Source organism: Leisingera sp. NJS204 (genome assembly GCF_004123675.1).
GTDB lineage: Bacteria > Pseudomonadota > Alphaproteobacteria > Rhodobacterales > Rhodobacteraceae > Leisingera.
In genome coordinates this window covers 16481-36195 of record NZ_CP035424.1, presented here as the reverse complement: position 1 = coordinate 36195, position 19715 = coordinate 16481, and the positions used below count along the sequence as shown (strand labels likewise).

Here is a 19715-nt window from a genome sequence, read left to right as displayed (position 1 = left end):
GCCCGCCCTCAGTTGCCGAAGCCGGTGAAGCGGCTGACCTGCTGGCCGTCTCTCAGCGCGGTGCCGCCGGTCAGCACGATCTCTTCGCCGCCGCTAAGGCCGTCCGCAATCCGGAAGTCGCCGTTCTGGGTCGCTTCAACCTTCACCGGGGTCCAGGTGACGGTGCCGTCCACGGCGCCTGCCGGGGCAAACACCATCACCCCGGTGCTGCCATCGGCAGCGGCGACCAGCGCGGTGCCGGGCACCCGGATCGCCGCATCGCCGGTGTCAACGCGCACATTCACCGTGGCCGAAGCGCCGGGCAGGATCTGGCGGTCGTCGGGCGGGGTCAGGCGGAAGGTCACCCGGTAGGTCTGGCCGACGCTGCTGGCCTCAGCGTCGAATTCCAGAATTTCCAGCGGATAGTCTGTGTCCTGGCCGGGGAATTTGGCCACAATCGTCAGCACATCGCTTTGATCGGCCTGCTGGAACAGAACCTCGGGCACGTCCACCTTGATGTGCAGTTCGGACATGTCGTGCAGCCGCACAATCGGGGTGCCGGCGCTGACGGTGGTGAATTGTTCCACCTCGCGGCTGGAGACCAGCGCATCAAACGGGGCATTCAGGGTTGCATGGCCAAGCGCATAGTCGGCATCCCGCAGGGCGACACGGGCCAGGCCTGCCTCGGTTTCGGCGTCGTCGATCGAGACCTGGCTGACGGTGCCGCTCAGCTTTTCCAGCCGCACCACGGTGCGGTCGGCCTGTTCCTTGCGCAGCTGCGCCTGTTCCAGCTGCAGTTCGAACGGCTCAAGATCCAGTTCGGCAATCAGCCCGCCCTGCGCGACAGAGCCGCCTTCGGTGACCGGGAATTTCAGGATCTGCCCGCTGACCTGGAAGGCCAGATCAACCGTCTGTTTGGCGGCAACCTGGCCGAAAAACTGCCGCTCCAGCAGCAGGGAGTCCGATGAGGTTTGCAGCAGTTTCACGGGCTTCAGCGGTTCCTGTGCCGCGGCGGCCGCGGATAGGGCGGCAATACCGCCCGCAAGGGCAAGGGATCTGCTCCAACGCATTCTAGTCACTCCTTCCGGGCGGTTTTGCCGCCTGTCCGCATCATTGTCTTGTTCGCTGCCACGCCCGGCCGCGCAATCAGCCAATACCCGCTCTGCCGGGGAATTTGCGGCCTATATCCCAGTTGCAGGAACTTTCCTGTGAACGAGTTCACAATGCAACGGTTTCCAAAGGGCATGCGGTTTTCCTGCCGCACAATAGCGCAGGCCGGGGCGTGTATCCGTGCGCGGCGCAAGAGATGGTGTTTGATGACATGACAAGGCGTTTGCCTTCTTCGGCGGCTGTGAGCGATACCTGAACCGCGGCTTCTATTGCTGTCGAGAGTAGGGGGCCGACCCATCTCTTCCACCATCTTTTCCCTGAAGACTTCTGCCGGGGTCTTCCGCCCCAGGCATTTCCGGGGTGTGTTGTTGAGGCGGTCGCAGAGCATCGTCAGTTCATGATCTGAGACTGCCGCCAAATTGAGCTTGCGAGGCAGCGCCGCAGCCGCCGGTTTGTATTCCCGACAGTGCCTTTCTCCCAGGGCGAAGACGGATCGCAAAACCAGGTTTGCGTTCCTGTCCCGGCTTGCAGATGCGGCCGGCTGACACGCTTGACCAGCGATGCCACATTCGATTGCCCAATGCGTTGTTTGAACAAGACAAGATCAGCCTCCCAATGCTCAAACTGGCGCCGGTGTGCGACATCATCCGGGTGGAATAGGATGCTGACATCACGGTCGAACTTGGGCTTCTGGCTCTTTCTGGCGCGGCGTGGCCGCCGAGACTTCCGGTGTTCGGGCAGATACCGCCAGAGCTAATCAGTCATGCCTTCTTTGCAGTAGATGGGTGTTGCTGCAGAACTCTGACTTCTGAGGATTCACATCACGAATCCATGCGGTTAGACGGGGCAGATAGCAAGCCCGCACCTGCCCGCAACCGCACGACGAACTGGTCCAGCTGCAACGCCGCGTTGCGCAAGCGGGGCTCGCTGCTGATCTGGGTGAACAAGGACATGACCTGGCGCGCGCCGCAGGCAGGCCGCAGGGATGGTGTCGAGCCTGCTGCGGCTGGCAGGTCTGGATCGGCCCGTGTCCGGCTTCTCCACCCTCTGCCGCAGGCAGAAGACACTGGCGGTGCAGATCCCGTATCGCCGCATTGACGGGCCGCGTAACCTGCTGGTCCCCTCTCGTGACATCACTGCGTGATGCACTGCCGGGCAGCGGACAGCACCGGGATCATGTTCCTTTGGGATGGCGAATGGCAGGCCCGCAAGCCGCATCGAGGTCAAGGTTCGCTGCCTCAAGGCCTTCGGCGAGCGCATCGCCGCAAGAGACCCCGAGCGCAAGACTGCCGAAATCCACATTCGCATCGCTCTCATGAACCGCTTCAACGCGCTCGGCACCGCCGAGATCGTCCGGGTGGCATGAAGTTAGTGGGGAAAGGTGAAGTCACACCTAACGTGTGAGTTCTGCAACAATGCCCTTTGCCACCGCCTATCTGCCCGAAGGTGCCGGCAAGGCGGTGGTGATGGCCAAGCTGGACACCCGCGAAGAGCTGATCCTGGTGATCGACAAGGAAGAAGCCATCAGGCGCTTTGAACTGCCCGGCGACCGTATCGGCGACATCGTGATGATCTCCGGCGAGAATATTTGTATCGGCACCTCCGCTCACCGCCACGACCTGGCGGCGCTGAAAGAACCGCTGCGCAGCCATGGCGGGCTGACCGAACAGGAAGTACCGTTTATTGTGAACCGAGTCCTTGATCTGCCTGGCCAGCCCGAGGAATTGCGCAACTTTGACGCCTTCTTCTATGCCACCGCTGCGGCGGCTCTCTGATCCATGGGTGAAATTATGACCAATACTGAGATCCGGAATGAAGGGATGCGGATCGGCGGCGAGATCGTCTTTACCGATGAAACTGTCCCGGTTCATTACCCCTATACTAATGAAGTTGTTGGATATGTTCCTGCCGGCAAGGCCGAACATGCCCGCATGGCGTTTGAGGTGGCAGCGAACTACACGCCCAAACTCACTCGCTATGAGCGCGGCCGGATCCTGCAGCGCGCGAGTGAGCTGATCGGGGAGAAGCGCGAGTGGCTGGCCAAATGGCTGACGCTGGAGCTGGGCATCTGCCACCAGCACGCGATCTATGAAACCAAGCGCGCCCAGGACGTCTATCAGTTTGCCGCGGCCGAGGCGCTGAAGGATGACGGCGAGATCTTTTCCTGCGACCTCACCCACAACGGCAAGGCGCGCAAGATCTTCACAAAGCGCGAACCGGTCAAGGCGATCTCGGCGATCACGCCGTTCAACCACCCGCTGAACATGGTGAGCCATAAAATCGCACCGTCGATTGCCACCAACAACTGCATGGTTTGCAAACCGACCGAGCTGACGCCACTGACCTGTATTGCACTGGCCGATATCCTTTATGAGGCCGGGCTGCCGCCGGAAATGTTTCAGGTGGTCACCGGCTGGCCTCAGGACATTGGCGACGAGATGATCACCAATGAAAACATCGACATCATCACCTTCACTGGCGGCGTGCCGGTAGGCAAGATGATCGCCGAAAAAGGCGTCTACAAACGCCAGGCGCTGGAGCTGGGGGGCAACGACCCGCTGATTGTGCTGAACGACCTGTCCGACGCCGATCTGGATAAGGCCGCCGCCATCGCCGTGGCCGGCGCCACCGGCAACTCCGGCCAGCGCTGCACCGCGATCAAGCGTATTCTGGTTCAAGAGAGCGTCGCGGACCGCTTTGTGCCGCTGGTCCTGGAAAAGGCTCGTGCGATCAAATTCGGCGACCCGCAGGACCCGGCCACCGAGCTGGGCTGCGTCATCCACGACAAGGCCGCCGAGCTGTTCGAAAACCGTGTGCTGCAGGCCGAAAAAGACGGCGCCGAGATCCTGTACCACCCGCCCCGCCAGGGCGCGCTTTTGCCGCCCATCGTGATTGACAGGGTGCCCCACGGCAGCGAGCTGGTGATGGAGGAGACCTTTGGCCCGATCGTGCCCATCGTCCGGGTGCCGGACAATGACGCCGAGGTGATGAAGATTTCCAATTCCACCGAGTTCGGCCTGTCGTCAGGCGTCTGCACCAATGATCTGAACCGGGCGATTGCCTATATCAACGGTTTGGACGTGGGCACCTGCAACATCTGGGAACAGCCCGGCTACCGCATCGAAATGTCCCCCTTCGGCGGCATCAAAGACAGCGGCAATGGTGTCAAGGAAGGCGTCATAGAAGCCATGAAGTTCTTCACAAATGTGAAGACCTACTCCCTGCCATGGCCGGAATAGCGCCGCCTGTGAGTTAGGGGTCCGGCCAAGGCCCGGCAGAGACACTCCCTGCCCGCCGGAGGGGAAGCAGCCTTGGCCGTCCCATCCCCTGCCGGCCCAACCGCCCCGAACGTGCACAGATGGGGGTTAAGAGGAACACAAGGAGAACTCACGATGGGGTGACCGTTCGCTGCGCGTTGTTCGAATTGGTAAAATGCGGACTTGGACGAAACCGCTCTCGCGGTACTGGCACTTGTGGCGTGTGTTGCGCGTTGATGTGAGTGGCGTGGATTTTGCGAACTGACGCACCTGTCTGACGATTGGGACCTTCTCTATCTAATGACAGGAGGGCCTGATGACCGGTCAATATGTTCCCAAGCTGCGCCAACGCTTTCTTGAAGATATGCGGATCAAGGGTCTGCAGCCGAAGACACAGACGATGTACCTGCGTGCGATGCGCGATTTCACGCGGTTTCCGGGGCATGCGCCGGATATCGCGACGCAGGAGGAACTGCGCGCCTTTCAGGCCCAAGGGGCCTGAACGTGGAAAAGCGGCCAAATTTAAGAACATTTGTGAACGATTGATGTTGCGCTGACCTAAAAACCCGTAACCAATTGCTTTCATGTTGTATTTTGGAGTTGGGCAGATGGCTAACAACGCGGCACGCGATTGGAGCTTGTCCTTTCAGGATATGGATTCTCTATCGTCGCTGCCCCAGTCTGTTTGTCTTGAGGTGGCACTACAAACTTGCAGCGCTCGCTGCGCAGGCAGGTTTGTCGAAGACTGGGCCAATGTCGATGACAATACAGTCGACTATGTCGCCTCCCAACTCGACATGCAGGCTATTCGCCTTCATCGGTTGTTTTCTGACCGGACTGCTCGCCGCTATCGGCTGGAGATCGCCAAGCACCTTGGTCTATCCCGAACACAGGCGAAACATCGCGCTGTGCTCGAAGTTTGGTTGCGTGATGTAACTGGCCCAAATGGTGGCTCAATTGGTGACATGCTTGACCAATGCTATCGCTGGTTTCGGGAAAGACGTTTGCTCCCGCCAGCCGAAGGCATCCTGGCGCGTTCCGTTCGAACCGCACGGGTTGCATTTGTAGATGGTCTATTAGCTGGCATCGCAAGGGCGCTGCCACCAAATGCGTCAGAAGCATATGAGGCCAGCCTGACAGATCCGCGTGGCAGTCATGGGTTTCAGCGTTTGAAAGACGATGTTGGCGCTGCAACGCTGGAAAGCGTACTGGATGCTGCTGACCGGCTTGCCTTTATTCAAGGTCTCGACTTGCCGTTTGATATGATGTCCAGCGTTGATCCGTCATGGATCAAGATTCTGGTGCGCCGGGTTGAGGGAGAGACTGCCTCTGAGATGCGGCGGCACAAACATGAAAAACGCCTTGGATTACTGGCTATCCATATAGTGTCGCGTAGAGCAAAGCTGATTGATCGGCTGGTGGACTTGCTGATTGATGTCGTGCACCGGATCGGGACGAAATTCCGGCGCAAGGTGATCGGCAAAATTGCCGCCGACATCGAGAAGGTACACGGCAAGGAACGATTGCTGGTTGATATCGCCACAGCTGCGATGATGACCCCGAATGGCAGGGTCTCGGATGTGATCTTTCCTGTTGCGGGTGCTGCGAAACTGAAAGTGATCATCGACCAGCACCGTGCAAAGGGTACACTGGATGCGCGGATTCAGATGGAAATGCGGGGATCCTGGGCCAGCCATTACCGCCGAATGCTGCCTTGTCTGTTAACGGTGCTGAATTTCCATTCGAACAATGAAAGCTGGCGCCCGATCCTTGATGCACTGTCTTTGCTCGCTCGCCTGAACGAAGAAGGGCGACGCATCGCTCCGGCATCATTGGCTCCCGAGGGGTCCATCCCGCGCAAATGGCGTGACACCGTTTTTGATCACCGGAGCCGGTTGAATGTCATTTCCTACGAACTCTGTGTCCTGACGCAATTGCGGGACCGTATCCGGGCGAAGGAAATCTGGGTCGAAGGCGCGGACCGCTATCGCAATCCAGACGAGGACCTGCCCAGAGATTTCCCCGAGAAACGGGGCGCCTATTATACTGGATTGAAGCTCACCCAGGACGCGCAGGAATTTTCCCGGTCTGTGCGAGACCAGCTGGGGCATGAATTGTTCCAGCTGAATTCGACATTGCGCGCCGACGACAAGGTTCGGTTGCGATGGCCCGGTGAAAACCGGATCTGCATGACGCCCTTTGTTCCCGCTCCGGAGCCCAAAGGGCTTCTCAGCCTCAAATCGGAAATTGGCAAATGGTGGCCAATGACGGGATTACTGGATACGTTGAAGGAAACCGCGCTGGACACCGGTTTTCTTGATGCTTTTGAAACCTCGGCCAGCCGTGAAGCTCTGCCGCGTCACCTTCGAGATCAGCGGCTTCTTCTTTGTCTATATGGCCTGGGCACAAATGCTGGCCTGAAGCGCGTCGCCGCTGGCGTGCCGGAGATCAGTTATGACGAACTCAAGCACATTCGCCGCCGTTACATCGATCCTGCCTCTCTTCGAACCGCGGCTGCCCGCGTAGCAGATTCTACTCTGGCTGTTCGGAACCCAGAAATATGGGGCGATGCGGGAACAGCCTGTGCGGCGGATTCCACCAAATTCGGAGCTTGGGACCGGAACCTGATGACCGAATGGCATGCCCGCTATGGTGGGCGCGGTGTCATGATCTACTGGCATGTCGAACGCCAGGCGACCTGTGTTTATTCTCAACTGAAGCGCTGCTCTTCATCCGAGGTGGCGGCAATGATTGAGGGTGTTCTGCGGCACTGCACCGACATGGAAATCCAGCGCCAGTATGTGGACAATCATGGCCAGAGCGCGATTGGTTTTGCTTTCCGCCATCTGCTCGGATTTGATCTGACTCCCCGCCTAAAAGCCATCGCGCGACAGAAACTGGCATTGCCAAATTCCGGGATGAGAGGGCAGTTGCCTAACCTTCTGCCGATCCTGTCCGGAACCATCGACTGGGCTGAAATCGAACAGCAGTACGATGAAATGGTCAAATACGCTGCGGGCATGCAACATGGCACAGCAGAGCCGGAAGCGATCCTGCGCCGGTTTGCCCGCGCCGATGTGATGCATCCAACCTACAAGGCGCTCGCTGAACTGGGCCGCGCTATCAAGACAATCTTTCTGTGCCGCTATCTACGCTCAGAAGCCTTCCGCAGGGAAATCCATGAAGGACTGAATGTGGTCGAGAACTGGAACAGCGCTACTGGTTTCGTATTCTTCGGTAAAGGCGGTGAGATTTCAAGCAACCGGATTTCCGATCAGGAAATCTCCGCTCACGCCCTTCATCTGCTTCAGGCATCATTGGTTTATGTAAACACGCGTATGGTTCAATCGGTATTGGCCGAGCCCACTTGGACGGATCATCTGTCCGAGCGCGACTATCGCGGCCTTTCCCCGCTGATCTATTCCCACATCAATCCCTATGGCCGGTTCGATGTCGATCTGAATAAGAGGATCGATTTTGAAGCCATGGCTGCGTGATCACCGCGTCACAAAAGGGTACACCCGCAGGAGACAAAGTGATGTGACACGCCCTGTGACCTTCGTCGCTATCTGACGTGGTTTCTTCAGCTTTCGATGGCGCTTAGTCGCGTTGGAAAACCCTTGGCGCCGGAGAACACCCAGACATTATCCGTCCCGACTGAAGCGTTCTACAACCCACTGCCAGTGCCTCAAAACGTCTGGGTTATTATCCCACCAAGAACACAGGCGTGCGGTCGTCAGAATGGCTCCAACGACACGTTCGCGCTCCGGTTCGAACGGACCCTTGCAGTTGATAGTCGGGGTCGGAAGTTGCAGGGCAAGCGTTCCTACTCGACCCACCTGCCGTAATGTGATCCCGGTGTTTTCGAGACCTCCGGTGCGTTGGATTTCGGTAACATGCCATCCCCACTTGGGGATCATCAGCTTCACGTTTGCCTCTACGAACTGAAGGAATACCTTCGGCTTTGGTAATCCGACGTGCAAGGTAAGGCTCTTCGGAACGTCAAGGTGAACCGTGTGCGACCCCTTGTTCCGGTCGCGCTTCTTCTCTGTAATCTGAGGCGCGATCTCGGCACGTAGCGCCCCGAAGCTCTGAAAGAAGGCGGTCTGTACATCGCTTGGGTTTTCAGGTGGTACTTCGGCTTGATCTATCGCAGCCGCCAGTAAATCGTAATCCGACCCGGAGAATGCAGACAGGAGGCTCTCGTAGGACAGCGTCTTGTCAAACATCGAAGCCTTCACCGATTTTCGCAGGTACGACCTCGGTGCCAACAAGACCGTTGTTCCACAATAACCGGTACCTGACCTTATATAACGCTCCGGCTGAGCAACCCCGTTCACATGCGACCAGCACGCGCTGATCTTGTTTTCGATCAGCAGACGATTTCCAGAAAGAACTACGTCAAGGTCGATTGTACCGGAATCACCAAAGTGGCCTTGTTGGGTGCCGACCTGTTTCGCTGTGCCGGAACCGGTCAGATCCAAACATTCACGCACTCTATCGCAAAATTCCGGAGAGGTTTGGAACGCTTTGGCAAAAAGGTCATCAATCTCCCGTTCTTTTATGCGTGGTTGCAGGCCTTGGCCGTCCATCTTCCCCGATCCTTGATACACTGGTTGGGATAAGTGCTTGCCATGGCCAAATTGGGGCGGTTCTGAAAAATTATCCTTCGATTTCAGCGGCTATGTTTTAGTCGAATTCACGTTGATCTTTTCGGTTCGTTTGAGAACCCTGTAAACGGTTGGTCGCGACACGTCGAACAGCTCAGCCAGATCACTGATCGAATAATCGCCTGTATCATACATGCGGCGCAACTCAGTCTGGCGACGATCCGACAGTTTTGGCTTCTTACCCTTCAGCTTGCCCTTGGCGCGCGCAATGGCCATGCCTTCACGGGTGCGCATACGGATCAAATCGGCCTCGAACTCGGCGAAGGTAGCCAGGATGTTGAAAAACATCTTCCCTATCGGATCGGCCGGATCGTAGACACTGCCACCCAGAGCCAGTTTTACACCCCGGCTCTCCAGCTCATCGGCGATTGCGCGCGCATCCGGGACAGAACGGGCAAGTCGGTCAAGTTTCGACACGACGAATGTATCACCGTCCCGAACAGCTGCCAGTGCTTGCGCCAGTCCGGGCCTCTCGCGTTTGGTGCCGGTCAGGCCATGGTCCGTGTAGATGCGCTCCTCTGAGACACCGAGGTCAAGCAGTGCCGCGCGTTGCGCTGCGAGGTCCTGTTTGTCGGTAGAACATCGTGCGTATCCGATGCGGGTTTCTGTCATAGTCCTGTCCTTGAGCCGGAAGTGGCCGAGTTTTGGTTCGGACGGCATGAACTGTAATACATGACACCCCTTCAGTGATAATATCAACGGACCAATCAAATGAGAATCGTTTTCCTTAAGGAATGTTAGAATCGGATGGCGCTGATAACGCTGTCCGCACAGCGACCCTCTTACGGACACCAGCCAGGAGGCAATGATGGACGATGCAATGCGGCGCTTTGCTGTTCTTAACCACATCTGGAAGACGGCGTGTCTTTGGCTACTGCGGCACGGGCCGCAGGTGTTCCGATCCGGACAGCGCAACGGTGGCTGGCACGCTACCGGAAACTTGGGATGGAAGGTCTGGCGCGTCAGGCACGATCAGATGCGAAGTTGCACAAATTCCCGAAAGAGCTGGTGCAATTGATTGAGGGGTTGGCTTTACGCAAACCGCGACTGTCTTGCGCAGCGATCCACCGACGTGTTGCGGCAATTGCAGACGCTCAGATGTGGCGAGCACCTTCCTACAGCACCGTCCACGCCATCATCCGTGATCTTGATCCGGGGATGGTAACGCTCGCACATGAGGGGGCTGCTGCCTACCGAGATCGGTTCGAGTTGATCCATCGGCATCGCGCTCTGGCACCAAACGCGCTCTGGCAGGCAGATCACACGATGCTCGACATTCTAGTCCTTGATGCGAACGGGACGACCGCCCGCCCATGGCTTACCGTGATCATGGACGATTATTCACGTGCTATCGCGTGCTATCTGGTTTTCCTGGGCGCACCTTCAGCGCTGCACACCTCTCTCGCGCTACGGCAGGCCATTTGGCGCAAACAGAATTCTGAATGGCCCGTCTGCGGCATTCCGGATGTCCTTTACGTGGACCATGGCAGCGATTTTACATCCGAACATCTTGAACAAGCAGCAGCCGCATTGCGGATGCAGATTGCCTTTTCGACCGTGGCACGACCTCAGGGGCGTGGAAAGATTGAACGGTTTTTTGGAACCATCAACACGGAAGTGCTTCCCGAACTGCGTGGGCATCTGGCGAACGGCAAGCCTTCGACGTCACCAAAGCTGTCACTTGGCGATCTGGACACGGCCATCGGCGACTGGTTCATTGCCACCTACAACACCCGTGTTCATAGCGAAACGGGTCAGGCCCCGGTGGCGTCATGGCGCGGTGACGGCTGGCTGCCGCAGATGCCGGACAGCCTCGATGACCTCGACTTGTTGCTGGTCATGGTAGCCAAACCGCGTGTCGTTCGGCGCGATGGGGTCCACTTTCAGGGCTTGCGGTTCATGAGCCCAATCCTGGCACCATATGTCAGTGAGACCGTAACCATTCGCTACGATCCCCGCGACCTCACCGAGATCCGGGTGTTTCACCAAAACCGCTTTCTCTGTCGCGCAATCAGCCCGGACCACGAAACTGAAAGCGTTTCCCTCAAAGACATACAAACCGCACGATCCGCTCACCGGCGCGCCCTGCGCCACCAAATCAAGGACCGGGTTGGGGCCATTTCTGAGTATCTGCCCGAACGGGCCAGGCGCAGGTCGCCTGCCACAAAGAGAGTTATCAAACAACCCAATCGGCTGCGCATTTATGAAGAGGGTGACTGACTATGACCGGGCATCGCATGGGCAACTTCATTGCCACCAAAGAGCACCGGCGCTTCGTCGAGTTTGTGACGGCCGTGCGAAAACACCGATATATCGGTATTTGTTTTGGTCCGGCAGGCGTGGGAAAAACAGTCTCGACCCAACGACATGCAAAGTGGGACAAGGCTGGCCCCCTGTTGGACATCTGGGGACCGCGTGATCGATCGGACATGATCGCCTATAAAGCCCTCGCACAGTCGCGCGCTGCGTTCTACACGCCGATGGTCAGTGAGCCAGCGCGCCAAACCCGCGATAATCTGAGCAGACTGATGACCCACATTGAAGGATGTATCGAACTGGCGCAACATCCGGAACGTAGGCTGCCTGATGGCAAGGGGCCTGATCTGATCCAGCTACTGGTCATTGATAAAGCTGAAAGATTATCAGCCCAAGCGTTGGAGCATGTCCGGGACTTATTCGACCGCACAGGCATCGGTGTTATTCTGATCGGTATGCCGGGGTTGGAAAAACGCCTCGAACGCTATCCCCAATTTTATAGCCGCATCGGTTTTGCTCACCATTACCGTCCGCTCCAAGGTGATGAACTGACCTTCGTCCTCACACGGCATTGGCGGAAACTGGGCATGACGCTCGACGACGCAGACTTCACCGACCATCAGGCCGTCGCATCCATCGCCCGAATAACCGGTGGAAATTTCCGTCTTCTGCACAGGCTGTTCGTTCAGATTGAGCGTATCCTTAAAATCAACGAGTTGTCCCTCGTCACAGACGAAGTGGTCGAAGCTGCGCGGTCGACACTCGTCATTGGTGCCACATAACGCAATTTAAACTACGCCATTCAACGCTGAAGGTCACAACGCCCAAACGTCACAAATGAGTGGCCAATGGACAATTGTTACAGTAACAGGGTCCAAGCCACCCTAATGTGACAGAATACTATACCAAAGATCGGATATGCTCGCGTCAGTTCATCAAGTCAGGACCTCGATATCCAGAAAGCCAAGCTGAAGGCAGCCGGCTGTGAGGTCATCCGCTCGGAAACGGTATCCGGTGCGTCCCGCGATGATCGTTCCGAGCTGGCGACGGTGATGGAGTTTCTTCGTGAAGGTGATGAGTTGGTTGTCCACCGCCTGGATCGCCTCGGCCGTTCCACCCGTGATGTTTTGAACCTGGTACACGAGCTGGACGCCAAGGGCGCTTCTCTTCGTGTACTGGAACCTGAAGTCACCACTGCCGGTGACATGGGTCGAATGGTAATAACTGTGCTCGGAATGGTGGCCGACATGGAACTCAAGTTCATCCGTGACCGGCAGCGAGCTGGAATCGAAGCCGCCAAGGGTAAGGGTGTTTACAAGGGGAGGCGGAAATCCGTTGATGATGAGGAAATCCGGCGATTGGCGAGTGAGGGCACCGCAAAAGCCGAGATCGCTCGTGATCTTGGCGTTTCAAGAATGACCGTCTACCGGGCGCTCGCTGATGACGAGACCTGAAGCCGCCGTTCGTTCATAGTGCGGCGGATTCAAAGAGATGAACTTCGTCCCTGTTCCCGGACACCGTGGTAATTTACCCCTGTCCACGGAAGGAGCATGGAATGGGACAATCGAGACGAACGTTCACAGATGAATTCAAAGCCGCAGCTGTTGGCCGGCTTTATAAGCCTGGTGCCACACAATGTGGCGTGGCCAGGGAACTGGGTGTGACGAGTTCCCAGCTGAAGACCTGGCACTCGGAGGCCGAAGCGGCAGGATCAATGGCGGCGCTGCGCAGGCAGCAGGCGGATGCAGCGGAACTGGATCGTCTGCGGAAGGAAAACAAACGTTTGAAGCTGGAAAATGGGATCCTCCACAAGGCTTCCGCTTTTTTCGCCTCAAGGACAGCGAAGACATGAACGCGAAACATGCATTTGTCGCTGCCCGCAAGACTGTTTAGCCGATCGCTCAGCTCTGTCGCATTGCTGGCGTTACGCGCAGCTGGTTTTACGGCTTTGTCCAGCCGCAACCTGCCCGGGATCAGCGGCAAAAGCTGCGGGACACCCGGGACGCCGCGTTGCTGCCAAAGATCAAAGCGGCGTTTACTCAAAGCAAAAAACGATATGGGGCAAAGCGGGGCCACCAGGATCTGAAAGCCGATGGCGAGGACGTTTCGGAGCGGCGCGTGGCCAGAATAATGCGTGAAAACAATGTCTCACCGTGCCTGTACAAGCGTCGAAAGCGGCGCACCACAGACAGCAATCACAGCCTCAAACCCTCACCAAATCTGTTGGAGCAACAGTTCGATTGCACCGTTCCGAACCGTGTTCGGCTCGCTGACATCACTTATGCCGACACCGCTGAAGGCTGGCTCTACGTGGCTGCCATCAAGGAATGAGACCTTGTTCGCCATTGGTTCGAGAACAATGGTCGAATGCCACGCGTGAAATCGTGGGCTGGGCCATGGACGATCATCTGCGATCGGAACTGTGCTGTGATGCCTTGAACATGGCCCTTGGGCGCCGTGGCCCGGTACCAGGGCTCATCCGCCATGGCGACCGCGGCGTGCAATATGCAGGCGGAGAATACCGCAAGTTGCTTAGGGCGGCACGCATCACGCAATCCATGAGCCGCACCGGAGAATGCCTGGAGTTCAAGCTGGTCCGCGCCAGCGGATCAAATGGTCTGGGGGACCATTTGAAGGCGCAGAACGCACCGATGGAGAGTTTCTTTGCGTCCCTGAAAAAGGAACTGGTCCACCGGGAGCGCTTCAAAACGCGTGCCCAGGCAAAGGCTGCGATCTTCGAATACATAGAGGTCTTCTACAATCGCCAACGGCGTCATTCCGCCATCGGCTGCCAAACACCCGCGCAAGCATACGAAACCATGACTTGGAGAATTGCCGCATAGGATCAATAATCAAACTGTCCGGAAATTGGGTCAAACTCCACTTTCTCCGAATCTCCATAGCCGTACAGTGCCGGAAGACGCCTTCAATCATGGCCGCCACTTCCGAGGATGAACACCGCTTCAATTGGGAGTAGACACAGGTCGCCTGACGCTCGACATGCCAATAGCTCATGACGCCCCGCCCACCATACCGAGCGTGCCATTCTGTCATCAGATTCCAGTCCCAGGCTCCGAATTTGGTAGAAACTGCCGCGCAGGCAGTTCCTGCATCACCCCATACGACCGGATTCCGAACCGCCAAAGTGGCATCCGCAACCTTTGCCGCTGCAGCCCGAAGCGAGGCCGGGTCAATATACCGGCGGCGAATGTGCAAGAGTTCATCTTAGCTGATCCCAGGCACCCCGGCGGCCACTCGTTTCAAACCGGCATTGGTGCCCGGACCGTACAGACACAAACGCTGGTCTCTGACTATGCGGTCAAGCGCCTCACGGCTCGCTGAGGTTTCAAAGGCGTCCAGAAACCCGGTATCCAGCGCAGTCTCTTTTAGCGCATCCAGCAGGCCCGTCATCGGCCACCGTCTACCGATTTCAGCTTTCATTGAAAGGAGACCGTGCGGTTCAGGCGCTGGTGCATATGGCGTGACGCAAATCCGGTTTTGGCCAGACCATCGAAGCCGAACCAGGTCATTGGAAGGCAAAGTCGCATTCAGTTCGCGCAGCTCGTGTTCCAATTGCTCACGGACTGAGCTGGTAAACTCCCGCGCATCCTGGGTGGGCTTCAACCCGGCATAGTAAGCCGCACGCATTTCTGAGAAGTCCTTTGGCAAGTCGTCATTCGGATTGCGATAGCGGTCCGCGCCTTCGACCCAGATTTCCTTCGCCCGGATACGGTCCCGCAATTGCGTCAGGACACAGAGTTCGTAGGAAATGACATTCAACCGGCTCCGGTGATCAAAAACGGTGTCACGCCATTTGCGCGGGATGGACCCCTCGGGAGCCAATGATGCCGGAGCGATGCGTCGCCCTTCTTCGTTCAGGCGAGCGAGCAAAGACAGTGCATCAAGGATCGGGCGCCAGCTTTCATTGTTCGAATGGAAATTCAGCACCGTTAACAGACAAGGCAGCATTCGGCGGTAATGGCTGGCCCAGGATCCCCGCATTTCCATCTGAATCCGCGCATCCAGTGTACCCTTTGCACGGTGCTGGTCGATGATCGCTTTCAGTTTCGCAGCACCCGCAACAGGAAAGATCACATCCGAGACCCTGCCATTCGGGGTCATCATCGCAGCTGTGGCGATATCAACCAGCAATCGTTCCTTGCCGTGTACCTTCTCGATGTCGGCGGCAATTTTGCCGATCACCTTGCGCCGGAATTTCGTCCCGATCCGGTGCACGACATCAATCAACAAGTCCACCAGCCGATCAATGAGGTGCGATTTGAGAGACATTATTCATAGGACCAGAAGCCCGATCCGTTTCTGCTGGGTATGACGGCGCATTTCATAGGCCGTTTCACCTTCAACACGGCCGCAAAGTGCTTGAATCAGGACGGATCGACGCGATCTGTTACACCAAATGGAAGATCAAGATCCTCTATAAAGGCCAGCCGGTCTGCTGCCTCCAGAACTTTATCCGGCGTCGCGGCCCCAACATCATCCTTCAGCCGCAGAGACCCATGATTGCAGCGTGGATCAGCAAGACATTCTTCCAACGCCACTTTGGTTTTCTTTGAAACTTTGCCCGAGACTTCTGTCAGAAACCCTGCCTGGAGTGCATGCAGCGCGGAGCGAACGGAGCGCTCCATGATCTTCCGCGAGGGTTCGAATATCGCGTTCTGCGACGCCCATCGGAATCCAAAATCAATGGGAGGTTCAATGGCCGGGCCTGTTCTTGAGCTTTCCAGAACAAGCACAGAATGCAGCTTCGCGCGATCTCGCTCTTTCGCCCGCCGAAACCCGAGATGGCGCAGAATATCAAGGCGGTGAAGGCGGGCAGCGTCTGATTGCAGATCGTATAGATGAACATGGGCGTCCAACTGTTCCTCGGCATATTGGATGCGCTCGCTAGCGATTTCTTGCAATGCCTCAGGAAAATACCGCAACTGCGAAAATGAACCAGCTGAAGCGCCAAGCCCGCGCGCAGCGCGCGCCGGTATCCCTGCACAAAATCCAATTCGCCAAACGAGAGGCTCCACGCTTTCAGCTCTTCTCGCTCCATCCGAGTGCCCCTTGACCAAAAGCGTGAACTTCCCGAGGAATCAGAAAACCGTCAAGCGCGCTCTCGTTCCACTCTTGTTCCTCATAGTCCTCATCTGTGCACGCTTCGGGCGGTTTGGCCAAAAAGTGCAACCGCAAAAACCCTTAGCCGGAGCCTGTGTTTGCGGGTTGCGGCGCCGCGGCGATTCACTACATTGCTCTTAGCTTAGTAAAACAGTAGGGAATTTGGGAATGCTCACCGACACCGGCCGCTTTGACACCCCGAACGGGGCAAAATACCTGCAGCAGCTTTGCAAGCATTTCTCCCATAAGGTCGAGGTGCAGTTCGACACCGCCGATGAAATCGGCCAGGGCACCGTGGCGCTGGGAATGGGGCCCGCAACCCTGCATGCAACCGGTCAGGATCTGACCGCCAAAGTCACCGCCCCGACCCCCGAGGAGCTCGATCATGCGCGGCAGATCATCGACAATCACCTCGCCCGTTTTGCCTTTCGTGAAGAGTTCAAAAACATGACCTGGCAATCCGCGACAGCCCCGGCCTGATCTTTACCGTATTCGGTAAATTTCTTGAGAGTCCCCCGTTCGCAATCGAAATTTATCGAAAACGGTAAAATCTGTTGATTCAGCTCCGGCGATAGGGCATATTTACCGTATTCGATAAACCGGAGCCCGCATGACAGATCAGAAGCAGCCAGAGCTGATCGGCCTCGGCCAGTCCATCCGCAGCATCCGCAAGACCAAGGGGCTCAGCCTGACCCAGCTTGCGCAATTGACCGGGGCCAGTGTTTCGGCGCTCTCCACCATCGAAACCGGCACCCGCGACGCGCGGGCGTCGACCCTGTACCGCATCGCCAAGGCCCTGCGCGTGCCGGTGGCCGAGCTGTTCGGAACGCCCCATGACGCGGCGCCGCACGGCGGCACCGCCAGCGGATACGACCTTGGAGACCTGGAATGACCCTTCAGGTTCCGGTTTTTTATGCACAGTTTCTGGTTGGCAGCGTCGCGGTGCATGACGACGGCAGCACAGGGTTTGCCTATACGCCGGAATGGATAAACACCCCCCGCGCCTTCCCCATCTCGGTGCTGATGCCGCTGCAGCCTGATCCGTTTCCGAACCGGATCGTGGCCCCCTGGCTGGCAAACCTGCTGCCCGAAGAACAGCAGCTGGAAACCCTCAGCCGGTCCCTTGGCCTGTCGAAAACAGATGCGGTTGCCCTGCTGCGCGAAATCGGCGGCGACACTGCCGGGGCGCTGTCCTTTGACAGCCCCTCCCTGCCGGACCAGTGGGACTATGTCCTGCTGACAGATTACTACCGCACCTCTTGCCCCGAAGACGCGCTGCAGGCGCATTTCAACGACCTGGCCCAGCGGCCTTTCCTGGCCGGTGCCGATGGTGTCCGCCTGTCGCTGGCCGGCGGGCAGCAGAAATCCGCCCTCGCCGTTCTGGACGCCGGCGGCCGCCCGGTGCTGCAGCTGCCAGAAGACGGCAGCAGGCTGGCCATTCCCAGAAACGGCGCCCCCTCCACCGTCATCCTCAAGCCGGACAATCCGCGGTTGCCGGGCATCGTTGAAAATGAGCTTTACTGCCTGACCCTTGCGCAAAAAACCGGCATCCCCGCCGCGCAGGCGGCCTCCCTCGCCCTGGGGGCCCGCTCGGCCATTTGCGTCCTGCGCTATGACAGGCATTTGTCCGCCGCCGGACATATCCAGCGCCTGCATCAGGAGGATTTTGCCCAGGCCACCGCCACGCCGCCGGGGCGCAAGTATGAGGCCGGATCGGTGCCGGGTTTCACCCTTGCCGATCTGTTCACCGCCGCCGGGCATCTTGAACCACAGGACGTTCTCACCCTGTTTGACCAGTTCGCCTTCAACATCCTGGTGGCCAACACCGACGCCCACGCCAAGAATTATTCCATGCTGCACCGGCTTGGCCCGTCGGTTGAACTTGCCCCGCTTTACGATGTCTCAACGGTTCTGCCCTGGCCTGCCGTGAACCAGTATTTCGCCCAGAAAATCGGCGGCCGCAAACGCAAGCCCGCGGACGTGACACCGGATCACTTTGCCCGCATCGCAACCGAGCTGGGCTTCCGCCCCGCCGAAGTCCTGAACCGGATCACCCGGCTGGTGGATCTGATGGTGGAACACCGGCCCGCGGCGGAGCAGCATGTGGCCCGCCTGCCCGGCACCGCGCCGGGCTATGTGGAGCAAGCCGCCCGCTGCGCCGAACAGAACGCCCTCAGGATCCTGGGCCGGATCCCAAGGAGCTGATTCCATCGCGCCGCTCTGCTGGCCTGCTGCGGCGGTTCAGCCGCCGGAACCGCAGGCCGACGCTTGCTTGCGGTACTGGCTCGGCGTCGCCCCCTCCCGCTGCCGGAAAGCACGCTCAAAGGCCGAGACTTCAGAATAGCCCAGCCGCTCTGAGATTTCATGAAGCTGCGCCCCTGGCGCCAGCAGCATACGCTTGGCAATCTCCATCCGGCAGCCCGCCAGCAGCCGCGAAAACTTCTGCCCCTCCTCCTCCAGCTTGCGCCGCAGGGTCCGGCGCGACATGCCCAGGGCCGTGGCGATAGCGGTCTGCTCGAAACTTTCGCGGCCAATCCGCATCAGCAGCTCGCGGCGCACCCGTACCGCAACCGGTGCTTCACGCTCGCTTTGCCGGGCGCTGCGGACCATCGACTGCGAGGCGGCCTTGAACGCCCGGCTTTCGCTGTCCGCCAGCGGCAGATCCAGCATTGCCGCGGGAAACACCAGCGTGTTGGACGCGGCGGCAAACTGCACCGGGCAGCGCGGCCCGGCACTGCTGCGGCTTTGCAAGGCGCTTGATTCGTGCTCCAGCGACAACAGATCAGGCCGCCAGTCCGGACCGGCGGCGGACTTCACCAGGTTATGGAACACCGACAGCGTCAGCTCCGCATCCTGCTGCCGCGGCCAGATGCGTGCATCCAGGATCCGGTAAGTCAGCAGCGCCTTGTCCGCCTCAATCGCCAGCCGCATTTCCGAGTCGCTTTGCACCATTGGAAAGGCATTGCGGAACAGCGACAGCGCCGCTCCCAGCGTCGGCGCCTGTTTGATGAATTCTCCAAGCGTGCCAAGATTTTGCAAATCGAACACCGATCCCACCCGCCAGCCGAAATCGGGCAGCCCCAGCTGGTCCGATGCATGCTCGCAGAAGTCCACGAATTTCTTCAGGCCGATCTCGCCATCCAGGTCTTCGGGGCCGATCCCGGCAGTGCGGAAAATCCTGCCAGGATCGCCGTTCATGAACTCAACAGCCCGCAGCGGGTCGTTCAAGGTCGTGGCCGAAATCCGGGGCTGATAGTTGTGTGGCATCGCGCAATTCCTCAGGATTGCGCCAGAATACCGTAAAAACCGGCCATTCCAGAAA

Annotated in this window: 15 protein-coding genes and 6 pseudogenes; 15 read left to right on the top strand and 6 right to left on the bottom strand. The window is 58.3% G+C overall.

Annotated elements, in window-relative coordinates; translation table 11 throughout:
- Positions 1 to 8: 8 nt before the first annotated feature.
- Positions 9 to 1049 carry an efflux RND transporter periplasmic adaptor subunit gene (locus ETW24_RS24080; RefSeq protein ID WP_129373504.1) on the bottom strand — a complete coding sequence of 347 codons (1041 nt, stop codon included), beginning with the start codon at positions 1047 to 1049 and terminating at the stop codon, positions 9 to 11.
- Positions 1050 to 1381: 332 nt separating this feature from the next.
- Positions 1382 to 1872, bottom strand: a pseudogene (locus ETW24_RS25475) (transposase); the annotation flags it as partial.
- 48 nt (positions 1873 to 1920) lie between these two features.
- Between ETW24_RS25475 and ETW24_RS24075 the strand changes: the two are divergent.
- From ETW24_RS24075 to ETW24_RS24055, 5 genes and pseudogenes are all read left to right on the top strand, one after another.
- Positions 1921 to 2455 (top strand): annotated as a pseudogene (locus ETW24_RS24075) (transposase).
- A 55-nt stretch (positions 2456 to 2510) separates the two neighbouring features.
- Positions 2511 to 2864, top strand: a pseudogene (locus ETW24_RS24070) (phosphonoacetate hydrolase); the annotation flags it as partial.
- A gap of 15 nt (positions 2865 to 2879) precedes the next feature.
- Positions 2880 to 4328, top strand: a complete 1449-nt coding sequence (gene phnY / locus ETW24_RS24065; RefSeq protein ID WP_129373503.1) for a phosphonoacetaldehyde dehydrogenase — start codon at positions 2880 to 2882, stop codon at positions 4326 to 4328.
- Between the two features lie 334 nt (positions 4329 to 4662).
- A complete protein-coding gene (locus tag ETW24_RS24060) occupies positions 4663 to 4848 on the top strand; it encodes a phage integrase N-terminal SAM-like domain-containing protein (protein ID WP_129373502.1) in 186 nt (61 codons plus the stop codon).
- Between the two features lie 106 nt (positions 4849 to 4954).
- On the top strand, positions 4955 to 7843 hold the full coding sequence (locus tag ETW24_RS24055) for a Tn3 family transposase (protein ID WP_129373501.1): 2889 nt from the start codon (positions 4955 to 4957) through the stop codon (positions 7841 to 7843).
- A gap of 147 nt (positions 7844 to 7990) precedes the next feature.
- Here ETW24_RS24055 and ETW24_RS24050 read toward each other — a convergent pair whose 3' ends face one another.
- Together ETW24_RS24050 and ETW24_RS24045 are read right to left on the bottom strand one after the other, a co-directional pair.
- Positions 7991 to 8938, bottom strand: a complete 948-nt coding sequence (locus ETW24_RS24050) for a hypothetical protein (RefSeq protein WP_129373500.1) — start codon at positions 8936 to 8938, stop codon at positions 7991 to 7993.
- 90 nt (positions 8939 to 9028) lie between these two features.
- Positions 9029 to 9628 carry a recombinase family protein gene (locus tag ETW24_RS24045; RefSeq protein ID WP_129373499.1) on the bottom strand — a complete coding sequence of 200 codons (600 nt, stop codon included), beginning with the start codon at positions 9626 to 9628 and terminating at the stop codon, positions 9029 to 9031.
- 249 nt (positions 9629 to 9877) lie between these two features.
- Here ETW24_RS24045 and ETW24_RS24040 point away from each other — a divergent pair, with 249 nt between their 5' ends.
- The 7 genes and pseudogenes from ETW24_RS24040 to ETW24_RS25465 form a co-directional block, all read left to right on the top strand.
- The gene (locus ETW24_RS24040) at positions 9878 to 11236 is read left to right on the top strand and encodes a Mu transposase C-terminal domain-containing protein (protein ID WP_254695797.1); all 1359 of its coding nucleotides are present in this window, start codon (positions 9878 to 9880) and stop codon (positions 11234 to 11236) included.
- A gap of 2 nt (positions 11237 to 11238) precedes the next feature.
- Complete coding sequence (locus ETW24_RS24035; RefSeq protein ID WP_129373498.1) at positions 11239 to 12054, top strand: AAA family ATPase; 816 nt, start codon at positions 11239 to 11241, stop codon at positions 12052 to 12054.
- Positions 12055 to 12174: 120 nt separating this feature from the next.
- A complete protein-coding gene (locus ETW24_RS24030; protein WP_129373497.1) occupies positions 12175 to 12726 on the top strand; it encodes a recombinase family protein in 552 nt (183 codons plus the stop codon).
- Positions 12727 to 12827: 101 nt separating this feature from the next.
- Positions 12828 to 13124 carry a transposase gene (locus tag ETW24_RS24025; protein ID WP_129370175.1) on the top strand — a complete coding sequence of 99 codons (297 nt, stop codon included), beginning with the start codon at positions 12828 to 12830 and terminating at the stop codon, positions 13122 to 13124.
- 158 nt (positions 13125 to 13282) lie between these two features.
- The gene (locus ETW24_RS24020) at positions 13283 to 13603 is read left to right on the top strand and encodes an IS3 family transposase (protein WP_254695681.1); all 321 of its coding nucleotides are present in this window, start codon (positions 13283 to 13285) and stop codon (positions 13601 to 13603) included.
- Positions 13600 to 13791 (top strand): annotated as a pseudogene (locus tag ETW24_RS25470) (hypothetical protein); the annotation flags it as partial. The gene ETW24_RS24020 and the pseudogene ETW24_RS25470, both read left to right, overlap by 4 nt.
- Positions 13792 to 13914: 123 nt before the next feature.
- Positions 13915 to 14115: pseudogene (locus tag ETW24_RS25465) on the top strand (IS3 family transposase); the annotation flags it as partial.
- Between the two features lie 37 nt (positions 14116 to 14152).
- Here ETW24_RS25465 and ETW24_RS25460 read toward each other — a convergent pair.
- A pseudogene (locus ETW24_RS25460) lies at positions 14153 to 16331 on the bottom strand (Tn3 family transposase); the annotation flags it as partial.
- Positions 16332 to 16561: 230 nt separating this feature from the next.
- Here ETW24_RS25460 and ETW24_RS24005 point away from each other — a divergent pair.
- The 3 genes from ETW24_RS24005 (at position 16562) to ETW24_RS23995 (ending at position 18598) form a co-directional block, all read left to right on the top strand.
- Positions 16562 to 16873, top strand: a complete 312-nt coding sequence (locus ETW24_RS24005) for a DUF2218 domain-containing protein (protein WP_129373496.1) — start codon at positions 16562 to 16564, stop codon at positions 16871 to 16873.
- A 130-nt stretch (positions 16874 to 17003) separates the two neighbouring features.
- Positions 17004 to 17285, top strand: a complete 282-nt coding sequence (locus ETW24_RS24000; RefSeq protein ID WP_129373495.1) for a helix-turn-helix domain-containing protein — start codon at positions 17004 to 17006, stop codon at positions 17283 to 17285.
- Positions 17282 to 18598, top strand: coding sequence for a type II toxin-antitoxin system HipA family toxin (locus ETW24_RS23995; protein ID WP_129373494.1), 1317 nt, complete (start codon positions 17282 to 17284; stop codon positions 18596 to 18598). The genes ETW24_RS24000 and ETW24_RS23995 overlap by 4 nt, the downstream gene beginning before the upstream one ends.
- A 36-nt stretch (positions 18599 to 18634) precedes the next feature.
- Here ETW24_RS23995 and qhpR read toward each other — a convergent pair whose 3' ends face one another.
- Complete coding sequence (qhpR, locus tag ETW24_RS23990; RefSeq protein ID WP_129373493.1) at positions 18635 to 19660, bottom strand: AraC-like transcriptional regulator QhpR; 1026 nt, start codon at positions 19658 to 19660, stop codon at positions 18635 to 18637.
- Positions 19661 to 19715 lie beyond the last annotated feature (55 nt).